This window comes from Flavobacterium sp. 1 (assembly GCF_002797935.1).
In the GTDB taxonomy this organism is placed as follows: Bacteria; Bacteroidota; Bacteroidia; order Flavobacteriales; family Flavobacteriaceae; genus Flavobacterium.
This window is the reverse complement of record NZ_PGER01000001.1, coordinates 5,165,513-5,190,652: the sequence shown is the minus strand read 5'-3', so window position 1 is coordinate 5,190,652 and position 25,140 is coordinate 5,165,513. Positions and strand designations below refer to the sequence as shown.

Sequence of the window (25,140 nt, the reverse complement as noted above, 5' to 3'; positions counted from 1 at the left end):
GGGACTTGAACCCGCACGAACATGGATCAAGAACAAAACCTGGGGAGGAAATGTTAAAATAAAATAAGAACTTTGTAATCTTATAATTTGAGATGACTCCTATTGACCTTTTAAAATTGATGCTGCCTGATTTTTTAGTAGACCACTTTGAAGTGGTTTCTACTACTAATACAGAAGAAATATTACACTTGTATTTTGAGGAAAAAATTAAGCCTCCACAAGAGTTTAATACATTTGAACTGGTATCAAAGGGCTTTTTGGATGAGATCACTATTCAGGATTTTCCTCTAAGAGGTAAGTTTGTGTATTTGCATATCAAAAGACGTCGCTGGACTAATAAAACCACAGGAGAAATTATTAAAAGAGATTGGAATTTAGTTGCCAAAGGAACCCGCATGACTCAAGAGTTTGCGGCTTTTTTAAAAGAAATTAATAGATAACAGCGCTACCGATTGTCATACCATTGGAGGTTTTTTCGGAGTGAACGGAAAGAAGCTCCAAAGACAATACAAAAAGCACTTGAGTTCCTTTAATACTTGGGATCCACGAGAACATGCACATCAATGGATTGTTTATCCTGAAAATATAGGTACTCATTTATCAATTGACGAAGTAGCTTTATCTCAGGGTGAACTTTATACTATTGTAACCAACAAGAAATTCAAAGGCAAAAAAGGTTCATTAGTTGCTATTGTTGCTGGAACCAAGGCTGATCAGGTTATAGAACACATCAGTAAGATTGATTATAAGAAGAGGAGCTGTGTCAAAGAGATAACACTTGACATGGCTAATTCCATGAAACTAATCTCTAAGAGATGCTTTCCAAAAGCAATACAAGTGACCGATAGGTTTCATGTTCAAAAATTAGCATTGGAAGCTTTACAAGAGATTAGAATCAAGCATCGATGGGAAGCTATGGATTTTGAGAATCAATTGATATTGCAGGCAAAAAGAGAGAATAAAACATATATCCCAGAGCTCTTGCCTAATGGAGATTCTCTAAAACAACTTTTGGCCAGAAGCAGGTATCTACTCTATAAATCTCGCGAAAAATGGACTGAAAATCAAAAAGAAAGGGCTCAAATGTTATTTGAATTATACCCCGATATAAAGACAGCATATAATCTAAATCAACAACTTCGAGGGATTTACAATAACAACAATGACAAACACATTGCCATGACCAAACTGGCGCATTGGTATAGAAATGTAGAGGAATCAGGCTTTAAAAACTTTAATATTCTGCTCAATACTATAACTTTTAACTACCAGTCAATTTTAAACTATTTTGACAATAGAAGCACAAATGCTTCTGCCGAATCTTTCAATGCAAAAATAAAAGCTTTTAGAAGTCAGTTTAGAGGAGTGAGAAATATAGATTTCTTCTTATTCAGATTATCCAATCTTTTTGCATAATCCCCAACTTTTGCTCCTGATCCACGAACATTGCTGTTCACTGGATTTTAAGTCCAGCGTGTCTACCAATTTCACCATCCGAGCATTAAAGTGGTACCTCCAGGGATCGAACCAGGGACACATGGATTTTCAGTCCATTGCTCTACCATCTGAGCTAAGGTACCTAATACTCAATAAGTTTAGTATAAAAAACCCTGTTTCGGTATGAAACAGGGTTTTAATAAAGAAAGGCAGCGACATACTCTCCCACATAACTGCAGTACCATCTGCGCAGGCGGGCTTAACTACTCTGTTCGGGATGGGAAGAGGTGAGCCCCGCCGCAATAACCACCTTAAGGCCGTTAGTTGCTTTGGACAACTTTTTAATTAATAATTAGCTACGCTCAGTTCGGCTTTCGCCTCGTGTGATCATTAACCATTAATAATTAAAATAATATCTTAACATACTGAGATAAAGAATATAAAAAGTGTATTAGAAAGTTCCGTCCCCCCTCCTTTGGAGGGGAAGGTGGAGGTGGCGTACATAAGCTTACGGATTATTAGTACTACTCGACTATGACATTACTGCCTTTACATCTATAGCCTATCAACGTGGTCATCTCCCACGATCCTTAAAAGAAATCTCATCTTGTGGTGGGTTTCGCGCTTATATGCTTTCAGCGCTTATCCCTTCCCAACGTAGCTACTCTGCGGTGCCCCTGGCGGGACAACAGATACACTAGAGGTTAGTCCAATTCGGTCCTCTCGTACTAGAATCAGATCCACTCAAATTTCTTGCGCCCACAGTAGATAGAGACCGAACTGTCTCACGACGTTCTGAACCCAGCTCGCGTGCCACTTTAATGGGCGAACAGCCCAACCCTTGGGACCTTCTCCAGCCCCAGGATGTGACGAGCCGACATCGAGGTGCCAAACCCCCCCGTCGATATGAGCTCTTGGGGGAGATCAGCCTGTTATCCCCGGCGTACCTTTTATCCTTTGAGCGATGGCCCTTCCATGCGGAACCACCGGATCACTATGCTCTACTTTCGTACCTGATCGACCTGTATGTCTCTCAGTCAAGCTCCCTTATGCCATTGCACTCTACGCACGGTTACCAAGCGTACTGAGGGAACCTTTAGAAGCCTCCGTTACTCTTTTGGAGGCGACCACCCCAGTCAAACTACCCACCAAGCAATGTCCCCCGCTTAAGCGGGGTTAGGCCTCAGATAAACAAAGGGTTGTATTTCAACAATGACTCCACAACGCCTGGCGACGCCGCTTCAAAGTCTCCAACCTATCCTACACATCATTTATCCAAGGTCAATACTAAGCTATAGTAAAGGTGCACAGGGTCTTTTCGTCCCACTGCGGGTAAACGGCATCTTCACCGTTACTACAATTTCACCGAGCTCATGGCTGAGACAGTGTCCAGATCGTTACACCATTCGTGCAGGTCGGAACTTACCCGACAAGGAATTTCGCTACCTTAGGACCGTTATAGTTACGGCCGCCGTTTACTGGGGCTTCAATTCAATGCTTCTCCGAAGATAACATCTCCTCTTAACCTTCCAGCACCGGGCAGGTGTCAGGCCCTATACTTCATCTTACGATTTTGCAGAGCCCTGTGTTTTTGATAAACAGTCGCCTGGACCTCTTCACTGCGGCCCCCATTACTGGGGGCGACCCTTCTCCCGAAGTTACGGGTCTATTTTGCCTAATTCCTTAGCCATGAATCTCTCGAGCACCTTAGGATTCTCTCCTCGACTACCTGTGTCGGTTTGCGGTACGGGTACTAATTACCTGAAGTTTAGAGGTTTTTCTTGGAAGCCCTTAGGCGCACTATCTCTTTGTCCGAAGACTCCGAGTACTATCGTATTTCCCCAAAACCCGTGGATTTGCCTGCGGGTCTTATAGGTAGGTACTTCAACGAACTATTCCGTCAGTTCGCGGCGCTTTCATCACTCCGTCACCCCATCACAGTAATCAGTAGTACGGGAATATTAACCCGTTGGCCATCGACTGTCCCTTTCGGGTTCGCCTTAGGTCCCGACTAACCCACAGCTGATTAGCATAGCTGTGGAAACCTTAGTCTTTCGGTGTGCGGGTTTCTCGCCCGCATTATCGTTACTTATGCCTACATTTTCTTTTCCAGCCGGTCCAGCATACCTGACGATACACCTTCAACCCTGCTGGAATGCTCCCCTACCACTTGTATTTACATACAAATCCATAGCTTCGGTAATATGTTTATGCCCGATTATTATCCATGCTCGTCCGCTCGACTAGTGAGCTGTTACGCACTCTTTAAATGAATGGCTGCTTCCAAGCCAACATCCTAGCTGTCTGGGCAGACAAACCTCGTTCTTTCAACTTAACATATATTTGGGGACCTTAGCTGATGGTCTGGGTTCTTTCCCTCTCGGACTTGGACCTTAGCACCCAAGCCCTCACTGCTGTGAAACATTATATAGCATTCGGAGTTTGTCAGGAATTGGTAGGCGGTGAAGCCCCCGCATCCAATCAGTAGCTCTACCTCTATATAACTTATGCACAGCGCTGCACCTAAATGCATTTCGGGGAGTACGAGCTATTTCCGAGTTTGATTGGCCTTTCACCCCTACCCACAGGTCATCCGAAGACTTTTCAACGTCAACCGGTTCGGACCTCCACACTGTGTTACCAGCGCTTCATCCTGCCCATGGGTAGATCACACGGTTTCGCGTCTAACACTACTGACTAAAGCGCCCTATTCAGACTCGCTTTCGCTACGGATCCATGGCTTAACCATTTATCCTTGCCAGCAACGTTAACTCGTAGGCTCATTATGCAAAAGGCACGCCGTCACCCCACTAAAGGGCTCCGACCGCTTGTAAGCGTATGGTTTCAGGATCTATTTCACTCCGTTATTCACGGTTCTTTTCACCTTTCCCTCACGGTACTGGTTCACTATCGGTCTCTCAGGAGTATTTAGCCTTAGCGGATGGTCCCGCCAAATTCAGACAGGGTTTCACGTGCCCCGCCCTACTCAGGATACCACTATCTATTACACTTATTACTTATACGAGGCTATCACTCTCTATGGCTCTGCTTTCCAGCAGATTCTAATTCTTTGTGCATAAAATCTCGTGGTCCTACAACCCCAGCACTGCCGTAACAGCACTGGTTTGGGCTAATCCGCGTTCGCTCGCCACTACTTACGGAATCACTTTTGTTTTCTTCTCCTCCGCCTACTTAGATGTTTCAGTTCAGCGGGTTTGCCCACCTATCGGTGTGCTATGTCTTCAACATAGCGGGTTGCCCCATTCAGGTATTTACGGATCAATCGATGTGTGCTCGTCCCCGTAACTTTTCGCAGCTTATCACGCCTTTCATCGCCTCTGAGAGCCAAGGCATCCCCCATACGCCCTTATTTTGCTTATTGTACTTACAAAGTATTAAGATTTAAGTATTAAGTATCAAGATTACTCTTAATACTTGATACTACCGTCTTGATACTATCATGTTCTTTCTACTTTTTATTATTTCTTATCTCAATATGTCAATGAACTTTAATAAGTATCAAGATTTTTGTATTAAGTATTAAGATTTTGTCTTAATTCTTTGTACTATTATCTCTATACTTTCCTGTGGAGAATAACGGAGTCGAACCGTTGACCTCCTGCGTGCAAGGCAGGCGCTCTAGCCAGCTGAGCTAATCCCCCAATTTAATTATGAATTGTGAATTATGAATTATGAATTGTTGTAATTCGTAATCTTTCAACCCTAGAATTTCCTTTTAATCTGTTTCTATGAACGTTTTTGTCTTAATACTTAATTCTAAGTACTTAATACTTTTTTGGTTGTCTCGGACAGACTCGAACTGTCGACCCCTACATTATCAGTGTAGTACTCTAACCAGCTGAGCTACGAGACACTCTTAAAATTGTTTTGAATTTTGAATTTTTTTATTTTAAATGCCTTTACGTCATTTATAATTTATAATTCATCATTTAAAATAATTTATTTTCTTTTTTTTTAAATTAACAGCAAGAGTAATATAATCTTATTATCTGTAACCAATAGTCAGATCGTCTTCTTTCCTTAGCGTGCATATAGCTAACACTAAAGCTCTAGAAAGGAGGTGTTCCAGCCGCACCTTCCGGTACGGCTACCTTGTTACGACTTAGCCCTAGTTACCAGTTTTACCCTAGGCAGCTCCTTGCGGTCACCGACTTCAGGCACCCCCAGCTTCCATGGCTTGACGGGCGGTGTGTACAAGGCCCGGGAACGTATTCACCGGATCATGGCTGATATCCGATTACTAGCGATTCCAGCTTCACGGAGTCGAGTTGCAGACTCCGATCCGAACTGTGACCGGTTTTGTAGATTCGCTCCTGGTCGCCCAGTGGCTGCTCTCTGTACCGGCCATTGTAGCACGTGTGTAGCCCAAGGCGTAAGGGCCGTGATGATTTGACGTCATCCCCACCTTCCTCACAGTTTGCACTGGCAGTCTCGTTAGAGTTCCCGACATGACTCGCTGGCAACTAACAACAGGGGTTGCGCTCGTTATAGGACTTAACCTGACACCTCACGGCACGAGCTGACGACAACCATGCAGCACCTTGTAAATTGTCTTGCGAAAAAACTGTTTCCAGTCCGGTCAATCTACATTTAAGCCTTGGTAAGGTTCCTCGCGTATCATCGAATTAAACCACATGCTCCACCGCTTGTGCGGGCCCCCGTCAATTCCTTTGAGTTTCATTCTTGCGAACGTACTCCCCAGGTGGGATACTTATCACTTTCGCTTAGCCACTGAGATCGCTCCCAACAGCTAGTATCCATCGTTTACGGCGTGGACTACCAGGGTATCTAATCCTGTTCGCTACCCACGCTTTCGTCCATCAGCGTCAATCAATTAGTAGTAACCTGCCTTCGCAATTGGTATTCCATGTAATCTCTAAGCATTTCACCGCTACACTACATATTCTAGTTACTTCCTAATAATTCAAGTCTGGCAGTATCAATGGCCGTTCCACCGTTGAGCGATGGGCTTTCACCACTGACTTACCAAACCGCCTACGGACCCTTTAAACCCAATGATTCCGGATAACGCTTGGATCCTCCGTATTACCGCGGCTGCTGGCACGGAGTTAGCCGATCCTTATTCTCACAGTACCGTCAAGACATTACACGTAATGTTGTTTCTTCCTGTGCAAAAGCAGTTTACAATCCATAGGACCGTCATCCTGCACGCGGCATGGCTGGATCAGGCTTGCGCCCATTGTCCAATATTCCTCACTGCTGCCTCCCGTAGGAGTCTGGTCCGTGTCTCAGTACCAGTGTGGGGGATCTCCCTCTCAGGACCCCTACCCATCGTAGCCATGGTAAGCCGTTACCTTACCATCTAGCTAATGGGACGCATGCTCATCTTTTGCCGTTGTGACTTTAATTATATCTCGATGCCGAGTCATAATACTATGAGGTATTAATCCAAATTTCTCTGGGCTATCCCTCTGCAAAAGGTAGATTGCATACGCGTTACGCACCCGTGCGCCGGTCTCTGCTCCCGAAGAAGCATACCCCTCGACTTGCATGTGTTAAGCCTGCCGCTAGCGTTCATCCTGAGCCAGGATCAAACTCTTCATCGTATATTGTGCGCTTAATAAATTAAGCTGTTTTATGCGACTCAAATTCTAGTGGTCTTTTCTCAAATCTTCCGATTCTATTACTCTTATTTCTTTTGTTCTGATCTTTCGACCAAAACGGCTGTCAATTCAATATGTCTAGGAACGTTGTCTTCTCTTTTTTTGTTAAGATTCACTACAGTGAATCTCTACGCTTTTCGCCTTTCGTTGTTTCTCAAAGCGGGTGCAAAAGTAGCATTTTATTTCTAACTGGCAAGAACTTTTTGAAGTTTTTTTTGGAAAATTTTATTTCCCCTTTCTTCTCTTTTTCTTAGCAGTCTGTCAAATAACTTTGCCCATTTAGCGGGGTGCAAAAGTAACATCCGTTTTTAAATCTCACAAGCTTTTTTTAATCTTTTTTGAAAATAAATTTTCGTTTCGATTTAGTGGGCTTGTCAGGATTTCTATGAACGTCCGCGTTGTTGCGGGTGCAAAAGTAGATAGTTTATTCAGTAAAACAATAGCTTTTCTTAACTATTTTACTTTATTTTTACATTTATTTTTTAACACATTGATATATCGAAATTTACAAGCCCCCTTTTTTATCGATTTGTAAATTTCGAAATGCCTTTTCTGATGATTTAATCAATTTTATCCTGTTTTAGGGATTAGCTGAAAGCTGCCAGCCCTTGAATGGGGTATAAACCAGATCAATTTACTAAAGCAAAGACACCGATTCCTGCAGATTTTATCTTTTAAAACTTATATCCTATATATTTAAGGTATGTGTTTTATATTTTCTTCTTATGAAAACCTGATGCCATAGCCCTGATAGAAGTGGAAATCCTTGTGGACCGGGGTTCGGTCCACAAGATTGTAACGGAGAGTGGGAAATAGCTATTGATTTTTGAATTTTTTATTCCCTTGATATTAAATCAGCCGTTTTAAAACTTTACAAACTATGCCTGCAGTTTTTATTACTCCTTAAAAAGAACGAACTTTGCACTCTAAATATTACATTAATGACACTTCATATTGAAACCCCAGCTTTACTGTTTTCGGCTACTTCATTAATATTATTGGCTTATACCAATCGATTTTTGACACTTGCCACCATTATTCGCGGTCTAAAGAAAGCCTATAAAGAAAAGGAGAACCGGATGATTTTACTGGAAATAAAAAACCTAAACCTGAGGCTGACTCTTATTCGTTTTATGCAAATGGCAGGCGTACTGAGTTTATTCCTATCTGTTTTCACAATGCTTGTGTTATTTTTAGATTATCAATTGACTGGAATTTACTTATTTGGTTTCAGTTTGCTTGCCCTATTAATCTCTTTAGCTCTGTGTTTTTGGGAGATTAATATTTCGGTTGATGCACTGCGTTTGCATTTGAGCGATTTGACTCATAAAGAACTTGAAAAAGAGCAACATTCTACTGTTGAATCAAAATAATTTTTTCACATTTATAAATAATCTCATCTCAATAATGTTTAAAAACAACACACTTAAAGGAGTTTTCTTGGTGGCAATTGGGGCAACTAGCTACGGAATGCTGGCCACATTTGTAAAAATGGCTTACACAGAAGGATATACCACAGCCGAAGTTACCATTTCCCAATTTATTTTAGGCATAGCTGGAATCCTTATTATTAATGGATTTCAAAAGGCTAAAAGCGAGAATGTAATTGTGAAAGCTACACCAAAAAACATATTTCAATTGATGCTTGCCGGAACATCTACTGGCTTAACAAGCGTGTTTTATTATCTGACAGTAAAATACATTCCAGTTTCTATCGCTATCATACTATTAATGCAAACGGTATGGATTGGTTTATTATTGGAAATGATTTTGGAAAAGAAAATCCCTTCAGTACAAAAAATTATAGCCTCGCTTGTAGTCTTAATAGGAACCCTTTTGGCAACAAATGTTTTTAAAAATGAAATTCAGCTGGACTGGAGAGGACTCCTCTTAGGAATATTGGCAGCGTGTTCTTTCACAACTACTATGTTTACTGCTAATCGAGTGGCTCTAGGAATATCATCAGCCCAACGTAGTCTGTACATGCTCTTAGGAGGTGCCGTAATTGTTTTCATCTTTGCGATTACCACCGTAAACACACCATTCAATTTTGAAATATTCCTAAAATGGGGAATTATACTATCGCTGTTTGGCACTATTATTCCACCAATGTTAATGAATGCAGGGTTTCCTCTTACCGGTATAGGATTAGGAAGTATCGTTTCGGCATTAGAGCTTCCTGTTTCTGTTTTAATGGCTTACTTTCTTCTGCACGAAAATGTTATTATAATACAATGGATTGGAATACTTCTTATTATACTAGCCATAGTAATAATGAATGTAAACTTTAAAAAACAGCAATATTACTGATTATCAGCATTAAAATATTAGAGTTATAATAATTATATGTTATTTTTTTATAAATTCGTAAACCATACAATTCTTACTAAATCACAACGGCATTGTATAGGATTACTATTTGATTCATTTTAACTAATAATCTATTAACTAAATTTTTTTATCATGAAAAAACTTTTTGCAGAATTTTTCGGAACGTATTGGTTAGTTTTTGGAGGTTGTGGCAGTGCTCTATTTGCCGCAGGCATACCTGATTTAGGAATTGGCTTTGTGGGAGTTTCATTAGCTTTTGGCTTGACCGTTTTGACAATGGCTTATGCTGTCGGGCATATTTCAGGAGGACATTTTAATCCCGCTGTCTCTTTGGGATTATGGGCTGGAGGAAGATTTTCAGCTAAAGAATTGCTTCCTTATATAATATCACAATGTGTAGGTGCTGTGGCTGCTGCTGGAACACTCTATACTATTGCCTCCGGAAAAGCTGGATTTATGATTGATAATACTAAAGCCGGAGCTTTTGCCTCTAATGGATATGGCGCTTTTTCTCCAGACGGATACTCTTTACAGTCTGCTTTTATTGCCGAATTTGTTCTAACCTTATTTTTCCTTTTGATAATACTTGGTGCCACCGATAAATTTGCCAATGGGAAATTTGCCGGAATTGCCATTGGACTTAGCTTAACACTTATTCATTTAATCAGTATTCCTATTACAAATACTTCTGTAAACCCTGCAAGATCATTATCACAAGCCATTTTTGTTGGTGGCGAACCATTATCACAACTTTGGCTGTTTTGGGCTGCACCAATTTTAGGCGCTATCGTAGCTGGCTTTATTTACAAAACTTTACTACAAGACCATTCTGAAGCTTAAATTTTGCAACACAAAATAAATTATTAAGGAGAAAAATGAAATTTCAATATTTCATTTTTCTCTTTATTTTTGCAATATGAATTCACTTTTTCAATCCGAACCCATCGTTTTTGATTTACCCGATGCCGAAATCATTTACTTTCCTGCTCTCCTTTCAAGAGAGGAAGCTGATTCTCTTTTCTTAGAATTGCTTAAAAACACTCCCTGGCAACAGGATGAAATTACGGTTTATGGGAAAAAACATTTACAGCCACGGTTAACGGCTTTATATGGAAACGAAGGAAAGCCCTACTCCTATTCTAATATAAAAATGCAACCTCATTTCTGGACATTCCTATTGCAAAAAATAAAATCCCTTGTTGAAAGTGCTACTGAAACAAATTTCACAACCGTTTTATTGAATTATTACAGAGATGGTAATGACGGTAATGGCTGGCATGCCGATAATGAAAAAGAATTGGGCATGAATCCAATAATTGCTTCATTGAGTTTAGGTGCTGAACGGAATTTTCAATTGAAGCATAATACAGATACCGCTCAAAAAAAGAATATTATTTTAGAAAACGGCAGTTTACTGTTGATGAAAGGCACAACACAACATTTCTGGAAGCATCAAATCCCAAAGACTGCAAAAACTATTGGCTCTCGAATAAACCTTACTTTTAGAGTAATTTAATAAAAGAATTCTCAATATTCTTAATTAAAAATAGCACTAATTTAAAAACGTAAAAAAATTGAATTTTTTTTACTTAAAATAAAAAGTAATTATAATTTTTATTAATATTGGTATAAGATTTAAAATCAAATTTATTAATCATTAAACCAAATTGAATTAATTTTCACGTGATGAAAAAGAGTAACCGTAAAGAATTAAACTGGGAACAAACAGAAAGACTGATTGCATTGGCCCAAGAAGAAAAAAATCCATTTGAAATTATTCATAAAGAATTTGGATTAGCTGAGAAGGAGGTTCTTGAAATTATGAAAAAGAAAATGCCTGCTGAAAAATATGAAATGTGGAAAAAGAAAGCAATCGCTAGTAAACCAAAGCCAAAACCTCTAAAAATCGATGATTTCGATGAAGATTTAGATGGCAAATATTATATTAAAAATAAATTGGACTAACCAATATTGAAACTCCTGATGTACAGGAGTTTTTTTTATTTAAAAAATCATCCAAACAAAAACACTTCCGCTTTTTTTTAACTTAAACAACTTTATTAACCTCTTTTTGTAACTTTTTTGGAATTCGAAATACTAATCCAGAAACAAACACTTACAAAATGAAAAAAATAATCTTTGCACTTGCTTTCTCTTCTCTAATTTGGACAAGTAAAGCAAACACTCCAAAAAATGCAGATCCAAAAAAAGAAGAAATTGAGGTCAACATCAATCTTACCGATGTAAAAGAGGATCAAGTTCTGGTTACTGTAAAAGCACCAAAAATTAAAACAGAAGATATTACCTATAGTCTTCCAAAGACTGTTCCTGGAACCTATTCAGTTGATGACTACGGAAAATATATTGCCGATTTCAAAGCCTATGACCAAAAAGGCAATTTACTGACTGTTTCAAAAACAGATGATAACACTTGGGTAATCAAAAATGCAAAATCATTAGTAAAAATCACTTACTTAGTAAACGACACATTCGATACTGAAAAAGGAAGAGGTTTTGGACAAGACGATGTTTTCTCACCAGCAGGTACAAACATTGACGCAGGTAAAAATTTCATGCTAAACTTACATGGTTTTGTGGGTTATTTTCAAGACAAAAAAGAAATGCCATACAAAGTTACCATACCTCATCCTGCAGCGCTTTTTGGTGCAACATCAATGATTGATAAAGACGGAACATCTACATCAGATGTTTTTGAAATGCCTCTTTATTCAGAGTTATTAGAAAACCCAATTATGTATTCTAAGTCAGATTACACTACTTTTACAGTAGATGGAATGGATATTGAAATTGCAGTTTATTCACCATCAGGGAAATTTACCGCAGAGAGTATTACTCCTGAAATGAAAACAATGATGACTGCACAAAAAACATTTTTAGGAAAAGTCAATTCTACCAAAAGATACACTGTTATCCTATATCTTTCTACAATGTCTCCAACCGATGCAAAAGGTTTTGGAGCATTAGAACATCCTACAGCTACTACAGTTGTTATGCCCGAGATGATGCCGAAAGACGAATTGGTAAAACAAATGAAAGACGTAGTTTCTCACGAATTCTTTCATATTGTAACTCCTTTAACGATTCACTCTAAAGAAATTCAATATTTTGATTATAACGCTCCAAAAATGTCTCAGCATTTATGGATGTATGAAGGAGTAACAGAATATTTTGCCAATTTATTCCAAATTAATCAAGGACTAATTGACGAAAACGAATTTTATTCCCGTATAGGCGAAAAAATACAAGGAGCTAATGCTATGAACGACACCATGCCTTTCACAACAATGAGCGCAAATGTTTTAACTGAACCGTATAAAGCTCAATATCTGAATGTTTATCAAAAAGGAGCATTAATCGGAATGTGTCTGGATATTCAAATTAGAGAAAGCAGTAATGGGAAAAAAGGAATATTAGATTTAATGCATCAATTATCTAATGAATATGGAGTATCAAAACCATTTAATGATGCCGATTTATTTGCAAAAATAACTTCATTAACTTCCCCTGAAGTAGGTGAATTTTTAACCAAATACGTTTCAGGGTCAACTCCAATACCATATTATGACTATTTAGCAAAAGTAGGTATAACAAAAGTCATCAAAAAAACACCCGAAGGTATATTTTTAAAAGGACAAGTTCCATATATTGGCGTAAACAAAGAAAATAAAGAAATTTTTGTTGCTCCAAACAAAGAATTACATATTTTCTATACAGCATTAGACCTGAAAGGTGGAGATATCATCCTTGCCATCAATGACAAACCTTATTCTCTTGACAATATTTACGAAATGATTAGCGATAGTCAAAAATGGAAAGAAAACGATCCAATTTCTATCAAGATCAAACGTGATGGAAAAGAACAAATAATAAAAGGAAACGTAAAATTTCCTTATATAGATTCAGAAGGTCCTGAAGCTACAGATGCATCAAAAACTGCTTTAAGAACAGCTTGGCTGAAAGGATAATCCTAATAACCTCTATAAAATCCCATTCGCTGCAGCGAATGGGATTTTATTTTGAAATTCACTCTCATTAAACCATTCATTTCAACAATTTTCTTTATTTTGCGCAAAAATAAACAAAACTAAAATTGCTGTTCTTCAACATTGCAGAATAGCATTTTATGTTCCCAAAAAACCAATTTACTTACACATGAAAAATTCTATTATTGCTTTTGTTTCCCTACTTCTTTTGGCTGCGTGTAACAAAAATGAATCCAAAACAAATCTGCACATCACAGGAAATATCAAAGGACTAAAGGAAGGTACTTTATACATTCAAAAATATAATGACACTGCTCTTATTGCCATCGACACCATCAAAATTGACGGACAATCAGCATTTGAAAGTAATATTGATTTAAAATCTCCTGAAATGCTATACTTGTATCTTGACAGAGGCGTGACCAATTCTCTTGACAATAACATCATGTTTTTTGCAGAAGCAGGTACTATTAATATTGACACCAACTTAGATTCATTCATTTCAAGCGCAAAAATTACTGGCTCTAAAAATCAAGAATTATATGAAGAATACAAAAAAATAAACTCTCGCTTCAATGATGAAAATCTAACTCTGATAGAGAAAAAATTCAAAGCTTTAAAAAGCAATAACACTGTAGCAATAGACAGTATTACGGCTGCCCAGGAAAACAACATCAAGCGTAAATATCTTTATGCTACCAATTTTGCAGTAAACAATAAAGATCATGAAGTGTCTCCATATATTGCTTTGGCCGAAATCTATGATATCAATATTAAGTACTTGGATACCATTCAAAAATCAATGACTCCAAAAGTTGCCAAATCTCTTTATGGCAAAAAATTGACTAAATATGTGAATGACATCAAGAAAAGCGAAACAAAATAGTTTAATCTTTTTTACATATCCAAACCGCCTCATCATCAAGGCGGTTTTTTGTGCTTATAAGTATTTACTCCATCTGTTCGCTAAAGCTTGTGGTGGGCGAGACCGCAAGTCTATAGCCATTAACAATAGTGGAAGAAATTAAATTTTATTCAAAACAAAAATGGACATTTGTCTATTACAGCAAACGTCATTTTGAATAACTTTTTTTATACTATCTAGTTAATTTCAAAGCATCATTCAATCGTAATTCGACATTATCCCAATTGATAATATTAAAAAGGGCATCAACAAAATCAGTGCGTTTGTTTTTGTATTTTAAATAATAGGCGTGTTCCCAAACATCAATAACTAATATTGGGATTGCTCCCCATTGTGTAAGTTTCTCATGATTTTCACATTGCAAAATTACCAAGCTATCACTGTAAGGTTGGTAGGCTAATATTCCCCAACCGTTACCATCAACATTTTTAGCAGTTGCAGCAATCAATACTTTTAATCTATCAAAACTGCCAAAACTTTTCTCAATTCGTTTTAATAAATCGCCTTGTGGCAAGGTGCTTTTATTCGTGAGATTTGTCCAAAATATGGAATGTAAGATATGAGATGAAAAATGATATGATAGTTTTTTTGTCCAAAAATCAACCGTTTCCAAATTGTTTTCGTCCAATGCCTTTTTAATCATTTGCAAATCCTTGTTTGCTCCTTTTACCGCTCCCCCATGATGAAAAGTATAATGCAGATGCAAGGTTTCTGCATCCATATAGGGTTCCAGAAAACTTTCACTATATGGCAAAGTTTGCTGAATATAATTACCATTAGCATCTACCAATTTGTCAATTGAATTATCGGCTAAATTTTCAGCAAACGCATTGGTAGTAGGAAGCACTAATGCCGCAGCACCAAACAATGTACTCGATTTTAAAAAATCTTTTCTGTTCATAGTATTAATTTTATAAAAATTCCTACAACTGCTGCAATAACAATAATATAAGGCTCTTGAATTTTTTTGATATAAAGTAAAGCAAAAATTGTTGCAATAGCTATTAGCGTTGTTGGAATATCCAAAATACTTCTGGATGCAATAACACCAACTGCTCCAACCAAAGCACCAACAACAGCCGCAGTAATTCCATCAACAAAAGCTTTGATCGATCTATTTTGTGCAATTTTTTTAAAGGATGGAGCCAAAGCAATCGTAAATAAATAACACGGTAAAAAAGTAGCTAAAGCAGCTATCAAAGCACCCGGAAAACCCGCAACTAAATAGCCTATAAAGCCAACAGTAATAACAACTGGTCCAGGAGTAATCATTGCAACGGCAACGGCATCAACAAATTGATGTTCCGTCAACCATTGATTCTCTATCACAACCCCTGAGTGTAAAAAGGGTACAATTGCCAGTCCGCTGCCAAACACAAATGCTCCCGCTTCCGCAAAAAAGATGGCAATTTTCATGAGAGTGGAATTGTCATAGCTCCAAAAGCCCATTTGCAATAGAACAATAGAATTGACCGTTTTACCATTAAACCATTTTGGAGGCACTTTGACAAACATATATAAAAGCCCGGCAAACACAAATAACAAAACTTGTTCTTGCTGTGTAACCAATGTTATAACCGCCGCAACTATAAAAAATAGCCACAATAACCAATTCGTTTTAAAAGAAGTCAAATTAAATTTCCCTATAGACTTTAACGTAAGCTTATAAGAACTCATTACAATAATACCAATAACAGCTGCACCAACACCATAAAAAACGGCTTGTATCCAAGACAATCCACCATATAATTTGTAAACGATTCCCAATAGCACCACCATTATAAAAGAAGGCAAAACAAAGGCAAATCCAATCAAAGTTGCTCCTAAAAAACTGTAATGTACAAATCCAAGGTAAATTGCTAATTGTGCCGCTAATGGACCGGGTGCTAATTGAGCTAAAGCTAGACCTTCTTTATATTCTTCTGAACTTCCCTGATTAGTGTTGACCGATTTTTAATTGTTTTTCATTATCAAAAATAGTTAAAATCGGTTTAGAAAATGAGCCATCATTAAACCACTTATTTTCAAATTCTATCGGACTTAATTTTCCAATATTGTTATGAGGTCTTTTGTTATTATAATGATTTACAGCTTTTTCGACACATCTTTTTAATTGTTCAAATGTTTTTGGAGTCCAATAATCCAAATACTCTTCTTTTATTGTTCTATTTATTCTTTCGGCATAAGCATTGTCTTGTCCAGAAAGAGCCATGCTGATTTTACTTTTATTGACCTTTAGCAATTCATTGTATTCTTTGCAGATATATTGGCTGCCTCTGTCTGAATGATGAATTAATGGCGCTTTGTTACCTTTTAATGCTTCGTTTAGCGCATTTATATTGGCTGTGGCTCTCATATGGTTTGATACTTGATAACCAACTATTTTCTTTGTGTAAACATCGATTATAAATACAGCATAATAAAACTTATCGCCAACATGTATATAGGTGATATCCGACTGCCAAATCATAGAAGGAGCGTTTAAACTCATCCCTTTTATCAAATTTGGATAATAAATCGATGACGCATAAGTTGTTCTCATATAATTCTTTTTCTTTTTTATCCTAAATCCCAAATCCATAAACAAATCCACAAATCTATCTCTGCCTATAAAATCGGGTTTAAGGCTACTATACATCTTCTCAACCCCACAACCAGGGTGATCTTCCCTTAGTTCCTCAGCTTCTATTATTAGATTATGGACATTTTTATCAAAAACAGTTTGTCTGTTCGAATACTGACTTACGGCTTGTTTACTAACTCCAACAATTTTATAAAGCTGATTCATGGAAAATTTTACTTTTTCTTTATTATTTCTGAACCAGTCGATTGTGGGGTATTGTAGTTTTTTTTAATATCAATATTTAAATCATCTTTGGCAATGTCAATCATTTTCTCCAAATAATCAATCTTAATTTGCTTTTGACCAACAATTTGTTCTAACTCTTTTACTTTCAGCTCGAGCTGTTTTAGTTTATCAATACTACTTCCTTTCATTTCAATAACTCTAAATCCTTTTTCGTTAAAAGTAGAAAATTTATAAATCCATTTATAAATCGTAACATTATTGATTCCGTAAAGTTTTTCCAATTGAGGAACACTAAACTTGCCACTTTCAAAAATAGAAACTATTTCCCGTTTAAAATCTTCTGAATAATGCCGATTCTTTCGAATATTCTTTAAATTTGCTTTCATATAAATTGACTTTTGTGGTCAACATATATCAGGGACATACATTCTTCTGAAATCCATTTTCGATTTTCAACCAAATCTTTGTACATATAGCCAACCAATGCTACAGGGCCCCCAAAACCAATTGTCCCTAGCTTTAGAAAATAAAATGCTAACTCTTTTAAAGTGTATGTTGGGTTCTCTTTCATTACTGTTTTTCAATTAAAAAAACAAAACTATGAATGTTAGCAAAATAAAAATAGCATACTATTTACCTTTTGTATCTGAATTACTTTTTTGTGAATTTTTCCGGTAAGAAGAAGGATTTTTCCCTGTACTCTGCTTGAATATTCTCGTAAAATGACTCTGATCTGAAAAACCGGTCATATAGGCAATTTCTGTAAGGGTATAAGCTGAATTTTGAATAAGAGAAATTGCTTTTTCAATACGTAATTTTCTAACGTAATCGCCAAAATTAAGATCTTCAAAATACTTGGAAAACTCTCTTGATAAATAGGAAGGATTAAGTTCTAAATCATTAGAAATTTTCTTTAGGTCAAAAGTAAATTGAGTATCTATTTGATCCTGAATAATAGCTTTCAAATCTTTGACCCAAACAGGCGCTTTCTTATTTGTTATTTTTTTATTCTTCAAAAATTTATGGTACACTTCGTGCAGCAAATCTTCAAAAGGGCTATTCTGCAAATGATTTTGTTTGTATAAATGTGTAGCCCAACTGTACAGCACATCATAAAGAACCATACCTGTTTCCAATAATTTATGATCATCCGTAATATTATAGGAAAGTCCCGCTGAAATGGCCCAAAGCCCAGCCGATTCTTTTGCGATATCGTGCCTGTCAGTGTCTGCACCACGTACAATATCAGCAATAATTAGAATAGCAGGGTCTTTAATTTCATATTTTTCCACAATGAAGTCAAAGGTACTTTGCTCTTTGTAATGTGTAAATTCTACATTGGGAATATCAAACGGAATAGCGTCTAATTCTTTTGCTTTAGCCAAAACCTCATTGAACGGAACATAGATAAATTCAGCCTCTTTGTCAACAAAATTTTTTATCAACCAAGGACTCGCTATTCTATCAATTTTAGGGCGTTCTCTAGTAATCCATTTCATAAAATCTATTTATAGATGCTTTAACAATTATATTACACTTTTGAAGTTTAGGATCAAGAACAAAACCTTGGGAGGAAATGTTAAAATAAAATAAGAACTTTGTAATCTTATAATTTGAGATGACTCCTATTGACCTTTTAAAATTGATGCTGCCTGATTTTTTAGTAGACCACTTTGAAGTGGTTTCTACTACTAATACAGAAGAAATATTACACTTGTATTTTGAGGAAAAAATTAAGCCTCCACAAGAGTTTAATACATTTGAACTGGTATCAAAGGGCTTTTTGGATGAGATCACTATTCAGGATTTTCCTCTAAGAGGTAAGTTTGTGTATTTGCATATCAAAAGACGTCGCTGGACTAATAAAACCACAGGAGAAATTATTAAAAGAGATTGGAATTTAGTTGCCAAAGGAACCCGCATGACTCAAGAGTTTGCGGCTTTTTTAAAAGAAATTAATAGATAACAGCGCTACCGATTGTCATACCATTGGAGGTTTTTTCGGAGTAAACGGAAAGAAGCTCCAAAGACAATACAAAAAGCACTTGAGTTCCTTTAATACTTGGGATCCACGAGAACATGCACATCAATGGATTGTTTATCCTGAAAATATAGGTACTCATTTATCAATTGACGAAGTAGCTTTATCTCAGGGTGAACTTTATACTATTGTAACCAACAAGAAATTCAAAGGCAAAAAAGGTTCATTAGTTGCTATTGTTGCTGGAACCAAGGCTGATCAGGTTATAGAACACATCAGTAAGATTGATTATAAGAAGAGGAGCTGTGTCAAAGAGATAACACTTGACATGGCTAATTCCATGAAACTAATCTCTAAGAGATGCTTTCCAAAAGCAATACAAGTGACCGATAGGTTTCATGTTCAAAAATTAGCATTGGAAGCTTTACAAGAGATTAGAATCAAGCATCGATGGGAAGCTATGGATTTTGAGAATCAATTGATATTGCAGGCAAAAAGAGAGAATAAAACATATATCCCAGAGCTCTTGCCTAATGGAGATTCTCTAAAACAACTTTTGGCCAGAAGCAGGTATCTACTCTATAAATCTCGCGAAAAATGGACTGAAAATCAAAAAGAAAGGGCTCAAATGTTATTTGAATTATACCCCGATATAAAGACAGCATATAATCTAAATCAACAACTTCGAGGGATTTACAATAACAACAATGACAAACACATTGCCATGACCAAACTGGCGCATTGGTATAGAAATGTAGAGGAATCAGGCTTTAAAAACTTTAATATTCTGCTCAATACTATAACTTTTAACTACCAGTCAATTTTAAACTATTTTGACAATAGAAGCACAAATGCTTCTGCCGAATCTTTCAATGCAAAAATAAAAGCTTTTAGAAGTCAGTTTAGAGGAGTGAGAAATATAGATTTCTTCTTATTCAGATTATCCAATCTTTTTGCATAATCCCCAACTTTTGCTCCTGATCCCTTTTAACTACCAGTCAATTTTAAACTATTTTGACAATAGAAGCACAAATGCTTCTGCCGAATCTTTCAATGCAAAAATAAAAGCTTTTAGAAGTCAGTTTAGAGGAGTGAGAAATATAGATTTCTTCTTATTCAGATTATCCAATCTTTTTGCATAATCCCCAACTTTTGCTACTGATCCGAAGTTTATGCTAAATTACATTTTTTGAACTTGATCCCAATTACAAACCACCCTAAAACAAAAAACCACCTAACAAAAGTTAGATGGTTTTCATAAAGAGCCGGCGGAGGGACTCGAACCCACGACCTGCTGATTACAAATCAGCTGCTCTAGCCAACTGAGCTACGCTGGCAGACTCAATATGTTTTGTAATGTGTCAACTCAAATAAAAAACCATCTAAAAATAAATAGATGGTTTTTTTTGAGCCGGCGGAGGGACTCGAACCCACGACCTGCTGATTACAAATCAGCTGCTCTAGCCAACTGAGCTACGCTGGCGACTCATTACGGGTGCAAAGATAAGCTTGAATTTCGTTTTTCCAAAAAAAATCAAACTTTTTTTGCCCTTTTTTTACTGCAAATCGTTGATTTTACCAATCAATTGATTAGCAGTTTGTTCCAATTCTACATTTATTTGTTTGAAATGTGCTTTTTTGTTTTCAACATTTTTAGCATTCACTTTAGTGATCAAAACATCAAAAGTAGCAATAGCTTCGTCAATCAATGCATTCGTTTCATCAGTAGGTTTTCCTGTTGTAGAAATTTCAAACAAGTAAACTGCCTCAATAATATCACCTAAAACGTAGTTGATGTCTTTCTTTAAATTCTTAACGTTTGCCATTTTATTTTTTATTTAATTTGCGTTTGCAAAAGTACACATAATCTTTCTATTCCCAACTATGAAATATAAATTTCTAAAATAGAAGCTTTTCCCTTCAAATTATATGATTTGATTGCTGCAGGAACAAGAACTGTATCTCCTTTTATATATTGATAAATTACACCATCATATTCCAATTCAAAAGAGCCTTCAATACACATATACACTGTAAAAGACAATCCTGAATTCTCAACTGCTTTTACATTTTCCAATGGAATAAAGTTGGTTGTAAAATAAGGACAATCAACCACTGTGTTTGACTGATTAATTTCTTTAGCATACTCTTTAAAAGTATTGACTTTTTTATAATTGATAGCATCCAATGCTAAATCTACATGAAGTTCTCTAGTGTTTCCTTGAGCATCTTTTCGGTCAAAATCATACAAACGGTATGTAATATCAGAGGTTTGCTGTATTTCGGCAACAACTAATCCAGCACCAATAGCATGAACGGTTCCAGTTTCTAAGAAAAAAACATCTCCCGGTTTTGCTTTTACGTCATCAAGTATATCGGTCAGCGTTTTATTATTCAAATGTTCTACATATTCCTCTGGACTTGAATCTTCTTTGAAGCCAACAATAATTCTAGCATCAGCATCGGCTTGAGTAACATACCACATTTCGGTTTTACCAAAAGAATTGTGGCGCTTTTTTGCCAATTCATCGTTAGGATGCACTTGAATCGATAAATCTTCACGAGCATCTAAGTATTTGAAAAGCAATGGAAATTGTTTTCCAAATCTCTCGTGAACTGCCGTTCCCAGAATTTCATCCGGATACTCATTAATTAACTCCGTTAAAAGTTTTCCTTTGTACTCACCGTTTGCCACTACGCTCACATCTCCTTCTACGGTAGACAATTCCCAGCTTTCTCCTGTAATATTGGAAGTAATTGGTTTATTCAGAATAGTTTTTAACTTTTCTCCCCCCCAGATTCTTTCTTTCAGAATGGCATTAAACTGCAATGGATAATTTTTTGAACTCATGTTTTTTATTTACAAATTTCTATACTTTTAGTGTCAAAAGGTAATATTATTTTGTCCTTTTATGATTGTATTTCTTTAATTGCTTCAAGTGCTTTTGAAATATGATTTTTTGCTTTCATACTGTCAAATACCATAATAATAGTTCCCGTTTTATCAGCTACATAAGTTACTCTGCCTGGAATTAATCCAAACAAATTGGAAGGCACTCCAAAAAGAGTTCTAATTTTCTTGTCTGAATCTGACAAAAGAATAAAAGGCAGTTTAAATTGACTGGTAAACTTTTGATGAGAGGCAACACTGTCACCGCTGATTCCTATTACTTCAGCGCCAAGATCTTTAAAATCTTCGTACTGATCTCTAAAACTGCAGGCCTGAGTCGTACAGCCCGGAGTATTATCTTTTGGGTAGAAATAAATAATCAAAGGCTTTTTGCCTATTAAATCTTGGCTGTTGAAATCATTCCCATTAGTGTCTTTTGCTGTAAAATTTGGAATTTTATCTCCTACTTTCAGTTCCATTATTCTCCTTTATAAGTTACAAAATTGCGGGGCGTTTCATAAAGAACTACTTCCAAATCCAGTTCTGGCTTTACTTTCTTTCTGATTTTATTCCAAATCATTACTACAATATTCTCAGCCGTAGGATTTAAATCTTGAAATTCAGGCACGTCCAGATTCAAATTTTTATGATCCATTTGATCTTCAACTTCTTCTTTAATAATATCAGTCAAGAATTTCACATCCATAACATACCCTGTTTCTTTATCGATTTCTCCAGTAACACTTACTATTAATTCATAGTTGTGTCCGTGAAAATTGGGATTATTGCATTTGCCAAAAACAGCGTCGTTTTGTTCAAAAGTCCAATCTTTTCGATACAAACGATGTGCTGCATTAAAATGGGCTTTTCTGGATATGGTTACTCTCATAAGGGATTTTAGAATTTAAATAAAAATACAGATTAGTTCTTTTGCTCTAAAGCATGTTCTTCTAAAAAGTGATAAAATTCGTCAAAAATAATTTTAAACCAAACTGTATAAATTTCTGGATTCAAAAGTATATCATCTTTTACATCTTCAATTTTCATCCATTTCCAAGCTTCAACCTCATCAATATTAATCACAGGCTCGCCATCATAATAACCAATCATTACATGATCGAGTTCATGCTCAGTCAAGCCATTATCAAAAGGCGCTTTATAAATAAAATGGAAGAGTTCTTTCAGTTCGGTACTAAATCCCATTTCCTCATACAATCTGCGGTTACCGGCTTGAATATTTGTTTCACTTTCCCGCTGATGACTGCAGCAGGTGTTTGTCCATAATAAAGGAGAATGATACTTTTGATGCGCTCTTTGCTGGAGCATAATCTCATTTTGATTATTTAAAACAAAAACTGAAAAAGCACGATGCAAAATAGCTTTTTCATGTGCTTCCAATTTTGGCATTAAGCCAATCTGCTCATCCAATTCGTTTACTAATATTACTTTTTCTTCTTCCATATTCTGTATTGATAAAACAAAAGTACAAAAAAGATACCTTTATAAAGGCTTAAAGATTCTTTTGCTTTTTGGTTAAAATTATTTTCTTTGTTTACTTTCGAACCATAAACATAGAAATCCTTACCTCTGTTTTTGGTATATTTATAGACCGGATTTAGCTAAGAATTTATAGAAAAGCTATTCGTTTCATTTACTTTTTAAAACCAAAAAAATATTTTTAACGTATATCATAATAGTTAAAAATTACATAAATAGCATATAAATTGTAAACTGGGAGACATTTCGATTTACATTCGTCAATTACTTTTGAAGTATAATAAACAGATACTATTAAATCGTCATGATTCCAAAATCACAAATTGAAATCGAAGAATGACTATAACTTTTTCAATTAAAAAACAAATATTAACTTCTAATGAAAACAAAAACATCTTTTTTTGGCACTTTACTACTACTTCCATTATTTATTTTTCAAGCTTGTGGACAGAGTAAAGAAACAAAGAGTAACACGATGACTTCAGTTGAAACTTATCAAAGTAAACCTGGGAATCCATACTACTCTCATACCGATACTGCAAAACTTAATTTATCAGATGCCGAATGGAAAAAAATCCTGCCGGAAGACGTTTATTTGGTTTCCCGAAAAGCAGATACCGAAAGACCTTTTACAGGCAAATATTGGAATACTGATGTGAAAGGAACTTATTATTGTGCAGCCTGTGGCAACCTGCTTTTCCGATCAGGTGCGAAATTTTCCAGCAGTTGCGGCTGGCCAAGTTTCTTTGAACAGGAAAACAAAAAAAGCGTCGTATTCAAAGATGATAATTCTATAGGAATGGAACGAATCGAGGCTCTTTGCGGCAGATGCGGTGGTCATTTAGGCCATTTATTTGATGATGGTCCAGTTCCAACCGGCAAAAGATACTGCATGAATTCCATAGCACTTGATTTTGTCCCTGATGCTAAATAAAAATTAAAAACGATTCACATGAAAACTAAAACAATTATTTTAGCGTGTATATTATTTACCGTAACGTTATTTTCTCAAAACAATACTAAAACTAAAAAATGACACAATCTAATTTTGAAACTATAACTCTTGGCGGAGGATGCTACTGGTGTGTAGAAGCTGTTTACGAAAACTTGAAAGGTGTAAAATCAGTCGTTTCTGGATTTTCGGGAGGAAAAACGCTCAATCCAAGTTACGAAGAAGTTTGTTCTGGCACTACAGGTCATGCCGAAGTAGTTCAAATTACTTTTGACAAAAACGTAACGAATCTTGATGAAATTTTCAAAGTATTCTTCACCGTACATGATCCAACAACTCTGAACCGACAAGGCGCAGATAAAGGAACGCAATACCGTTCAGTAATTTTTTATAACGATGACGAACAAAAAAAAGAAGCACAGTCTATTATTGCTGCCTTAAAAAATGCAAAAGTCTATGAAAATCCAATTGTTACTACCTTAGAGCCTTTTACTACATTTTACAAGGCTGAAGATTACCATCAAAATTATTATGCCAATAACAAAAACCAGCCTTATTGCCAAATGGTAATTCAGCCTAAAATTGAAAAATTTGAAAAGGTTTTTAAAGATAAATTGAAAACTAAAAAATAAAACCTAAACCGTCTTGTTATAAAACAGACGTTTTTTT

24 protein-coding genes, 5 tRNA genes, 3 rRNA genes and 1 pseudogene are annotated in these 25,140 nt (G+C 36.2%); 14 read left to right on the top strand and 19 right to left on the bottom strand.

What is annotated here, in order from left to right:
- Window positions 1–92: 92 nt before the first annotated feature.
- A complete protein-coding gene (locus tag CLU83_RS21320) occupies window positions 93–440 on the top strand; it encodes a transposase (protein ID WP_100429739.1) in 348 nt (115 codons plus the stop codon).
- A 22-nt stretch (window positions 441–462) separates the two neighbouring features.
- On the top strand, window positions 463–1,416 hold the full coding sequence (locus CLU83_RS21315) for a transposase (protein ID WP_198512334.1): 954 nt from the start codon (window positions 463–465) through the stop codon (window positions 1,414–1,416).
- Between the two features lie 91 nt (window positions 1,417–1,507).
- Here CLU83_RS21315 and CLU83_RS21310 read toward each other — a convergent pair.
- From CLU83_RS21310 to CLU83_RS21285, 6 genes are all read right to left on the bottom strand, one after another.
- Window positions 1,508–1,580 (bottom strand) — tRNA-Phe (locus tag CLU83_RS21310).
- Window positions 1,581–1,641: 61 nt separating this feature from the next.
- A 5S ribosomal RNA gene (gene rrf, locus CLU83_RS21305) occupies window positions 1,642–1,751 on the bottom strand.
- A gap of 184 nt (window positions 1,752–1,935) precedes the next feature.
- Window positions 1,936–4,819, bottom strand: a 23S ribosomal RNA gene (locus CLU83_RS21300).
- Window positions 4,820–5,025: 206 nt separating this feature from the next.
- A tRNA-Ala gene (locus tag CLU83_RS21295) sits at window positions 5,026–5,099 on the bottom strand.
- 135 nt (window positions 5,100–5,234) lie between these two features.
- Window positions 5,235–5,311, bottom strand: a tRNA-Ile gene (locus CLU83_RS21290).
- Window positions 5,312–5,511: 200 nt separating this feature from the next.
- A 16S ribosomal RNA gene (locus CLU83_RS21285) occupies window positions 5,512–7,025 on the bottom strand.
- The 16S, 23S and 5S rRNA genes sit together here with 3 tRNA genes alongside, the layout of an rRNA operon.
- Before the next feature lie 998 nt (window positions 7,026–8,023).
- On the opposite strand from CLU83_RS21285, the gene CLU83_RS21280 reads away from it, so the two are divergent.
- From CLU83_RS21280 to CLU83_RS21250, 7 genes are all read left to right on the top strand, one after another.
- Window positions 8,024–8,455 (top strand): DUF2721 domain-containing protein, encoded by a 432-nt coding sequence (locus CLU83_RS21280; protein ID WP_100433445.1) that lies wholly within the window; start codon window positions 8,024–8,026, stop codon window positions 8,453–8,455.
- Between the two features lie 34 nt (window positions 8,456–8,489).
- Window positions 8,490–9,392 carry a DMT family transporter gene (locus CLU83_RS21275; RefSeq protein ID WP_100433444.1) on the top strand — a complete coding sequence of 301 codons (903 nt, stop codon included), beginning with the start codon at window positions 8,490–8,492 and terminating at the stop codon, window positions 9,390–9,392.
- A gap of 153 nt (window positions 9,393–9,545) precedes the next feature.
- Window positions 9,546–10,253 carry an aquaporin Z gene (gene aqpZ, locus CLU83_RS21270; RefSeq protein ID WP_100433443.1) on the top strand — a complete coding sequence of 236 codons (708 nt, stop codon included), beginning with the start codon at window positions 9,546–9,548 and terminating at the stop codon, window positions 10,251–10,253.
- A gap of 76 nt (window positions 10,254–10,329) precedes the next feature.
- Complete coding sequence (locus tag CLU83_RS21265; RefSeq protein WP_100433442.1) at window positions 10,330–10,929, top strand: alpha-ketoglutarate-dependent dioxygenase AlkB; 600 nt, start codon at window positions 10,330–10,332, stop codon at window positions 10,927–10,929.
- A 170-nt stretch (window positions 10,930–11,099) separates the two neighbouring features.
- Window positions 11,100–11,378, top strand: coding sequence for a DUF2805 domain-containing protein (locus CLU83_RS21260; protein WP_100433441.1), 279 nt, complete (start codon window positions 11,100–11,102; stop codon window positions 11,376–11,378).
- Between the two features lie 158 nt (window positions 11,379–11,536).
- Window positions 11,537–13,399: a peptidase M61 gene (locus tag CLU83_RS21255; RefSeq protein WP_100433440.1), complete on the top strand. Its 1,863-nt coding sequence runs from the start codon at window positions 11,537–11,539 to the stop codon at window positions 13,397–13,399.
- A 187-nt stretch (window positions 13,400–13,586) separates the two neighbouring features.
- On the top strand, window positions 13,587–14,303 hold the full coding sequence (locus tag CLU83_RS21250; protein WP_100433439.1) for a DUF4369 domain-containing protein: 717 nt from the start codon (window positions 13,587–13,589) through the stop codon (window positions 14,301–14,303).
- Between the two features lie 211 nt (window positions 14,304–14,514).
- Here CLU83_RS21250 and CLU83_RS21245 read toward each other — a convergent pair whose 3' ends face one another.
- From CLU83_RS21245 to CLU83_RS21220, 6 genes and pseudogenes are all read right to left on the bottom strand, one after another.
- Window positions 14,515–15,243, bottom strand: coding sequence for a superoxide dismutase (locus CLU83_RS21245; protein ID WP_100433438.1), 729 nt, complete (start codon window positions 15,241–15,243; stop codon window positions 14,515–14,517).
- Window positions 15,240–16,259, bottom strand: a pseudogene (gene chrA, locus CLU83_RS21240) (chromate efflux transporter); the annotation flags it as partial. The pseudogene chrA and the gene CLU83_RS21245, both read right to left, overlap by 4 nt.
- Window positions 16,260–16,278: 19 nt before the next feature.
- A complete protein-coding gene (locus CLU83_RS21235; RefSeq protein WP_100433437.1) occupies window positions 16,279–17,130 on the bottom strand; it encodes an IS3 family transposase in 852 nt (283 codons plus the stop codon).
- An 8-nt stretch (window positions 17,131–17,138) separates the two neighbouring features.
- The gene (locus tag CLU83_RS21230; protein WP_100432490.1) at window positions 17,139–17,537 is read right to left on the bottom strand and encodes a transposase; all 399 of its coding nucleotides are present in this window, start codon (window positions 17,535–17,537) and stop codon (window positions 17,139–17,141) included.
- Window positions 17,534–17,722 carry a chromate transporter gene (locus CLU83_RS21225; protein WP_232727212.1) on the bottom strand — a complete coding sequence of 63 codons (189 nt, stop codon included), beginning with the start codon at window positions 17,720–17,722 and terminating at the stop codon, window positions 17,534–17,536. Before CLU83_RS21225 ends, CLU83_RS21230 begins: the two co-directional genes overlap by 4 nt.
- A gap of 58 nt (window positions 17,723–17,780) precedes the next feature.
- Window positions 17,781–18,650 (bottom strand): chromate resistance protein ChrB domain-containing protein, encoded by an 870-nt coding sequence (locus CLU83_RS21220; protein WP_100433436.1) that lies wholly within the window; start codon window positions 18,648–18,650, stop codon window positions 17,781–17,783.
- 119 nt (window positions 18,651–18,769) lie between these two features.
- Here CLU83_RS21220 and CLU83_RS21215 point away from each other — a divergent pair, with 119 nt between their 5' ends.
- The 3 genes from CLU83_RS21215 to CLU83_RS21205 are packed head-to-tail and all read left to right on the top strand — an operon-like array spanning window position 18,770 to window position 20,274.
- On the top strand, window positions 18,770–19,117 hold the full coding sequence (locus tag CLU83_RS21215; RefSeq protein WP_100429739.1) for a transposase: 348 nt from the start codon (window positions 18,770–18,772) through the stop codon (window positions 19,115–19,117).
- A 22-nt stretch (window positions 19,118–19,139) separates the two neighbouring features.
- A complete protein-coding gene (locus CLU83_RS21210) occupies window positions 19,140–20,093 on the top strand; it encodes a transposase (protein ID WP_198512334.1) in 954 nt (317 codons plus the stop codon).
- On the top strand, window positions 20,086–20,274 hold the full coding sequence (locus CLU83_RS21205) for a transposase (protein ID WP_369828790.1): 189 nt from the start codon (window positions 20,086–20,088) through the stop codon (window positions 20,272–20,274). Before CLU83_RS21210 ends, CLU83_RS21205 begins: the two co-directional genes overlap by 8 nt.
- A 121-nt stretch (window positions 20,275–20,395) precedes the next feature.
- Here CLU83_RS21205 and CLU83_RS21200 read toward each other — a convergent pair.
- The 7 genes from CLU83_RS21200 to idi form a co-directional block, all read right to left on the bottom strand.
- Window positions 20,396–20,469 (bottom strand) — tRNA-Thr (locus CLU83_RS21200).
- A 72-nt stretch (window positions 20,470–20,541) separates the two neighbouring features.
- Window positions 20,542–20,615: transfer RNA gene (locus tag CLU83_RS21195), tRNA-Thr, on the bottom strand.
- 73 nt (window positions 20,616–20,688) lie between these two features.
- A complete protein-coding gene (locus CLU83_RS21190) occupies window positions 20,689–20,958 on the bottom strand; it encodes a hypothetical protein (RefSeq protein WP_100433434.1) in 270 nt (89 codons plus the stop codon).
- A gap of 56 nt (window positions 20,959–21,014) precedes the next feature.
- Window positions 21,015–21,983, bottom strand: a complete 969-nt coding sequence (locus tag CLU83_RS21185; protein ID WP_100433433.1) for a type I phosphomannose isomerase catalytic subunit — start codon at window positions 21,981–21,983, stop codon at window positions 21,015–21,017.
- A gap of 59 nt (window positions 21,984–22,042) precedes the next feature.
- A complete protein-coding gene (locus tag CLU83_RS21180) occupies window positions 22,043–22,501 on the bottom strand; it encodes a peroxiredoxin (protein WP_100433432.1) in 459 nt (152 codons plus the stop codon).
- On the bottom strand, window positions 22,501–22,911 hold the full coding sequence (locus CLU83_RS21175; RefSeq protein WP_100433431.1) for a 6-carboxytetrahydropterin synthase: 411 nt from the start codon (window positions 22,909–22,911) through the stop codon (window positions 22,501–22,503). The genes CLU83_RS21180 and CLU83_RS21175 overlap by 1 nt, the downstream gene beginning before the upstream one ends.
- Before the next feature lie 32 nt (window positions 22,912–22,943).
- Window positions 22,944–23,483: an isopentenyl-diphosphate Delta-isomerase gene (gene idi, locus CLU83_RS21170; protein WP_100433430.1), complete on the bottom strand. Its 540-nt coding sequence runs from the start codon at window positions 23,481–23,483 to the stop codon at window positions 22,944–22,946.
- A 415-nt stretch (window positions 23,484–23,898) separates the two neighbouring features.
- Here idi and msrB point away from each other — a divergent pair, with 415 nt between their 5' ends.
- A complete protein-coding gene (gene msrB / locus CLU83_RS21165) occupies window positions 23,899–24,453 on the top strand; it encodes a peptide-methionine (R)-S-oxide reductase MsrB (RefSeq protein WP_100433429.1) in 555 nt (184 codons plus the stop codon).
- A gap of 98 nt (window positions 24,454–24,551) precedes the next feature.
- A complete protein-coding gene (msrA, locus tag CLU83_RS21160) occupies window positions 24,552–25,103 on the top strand; it encodes a peptide-methionine (S)-S-oxide reductase MsrA (protein ID WP_100433428.1) in 552 nt (183 codons plus the stop codon).
- Window positions 25,104–25,140 lie beyond the last annotated feature (37 nt).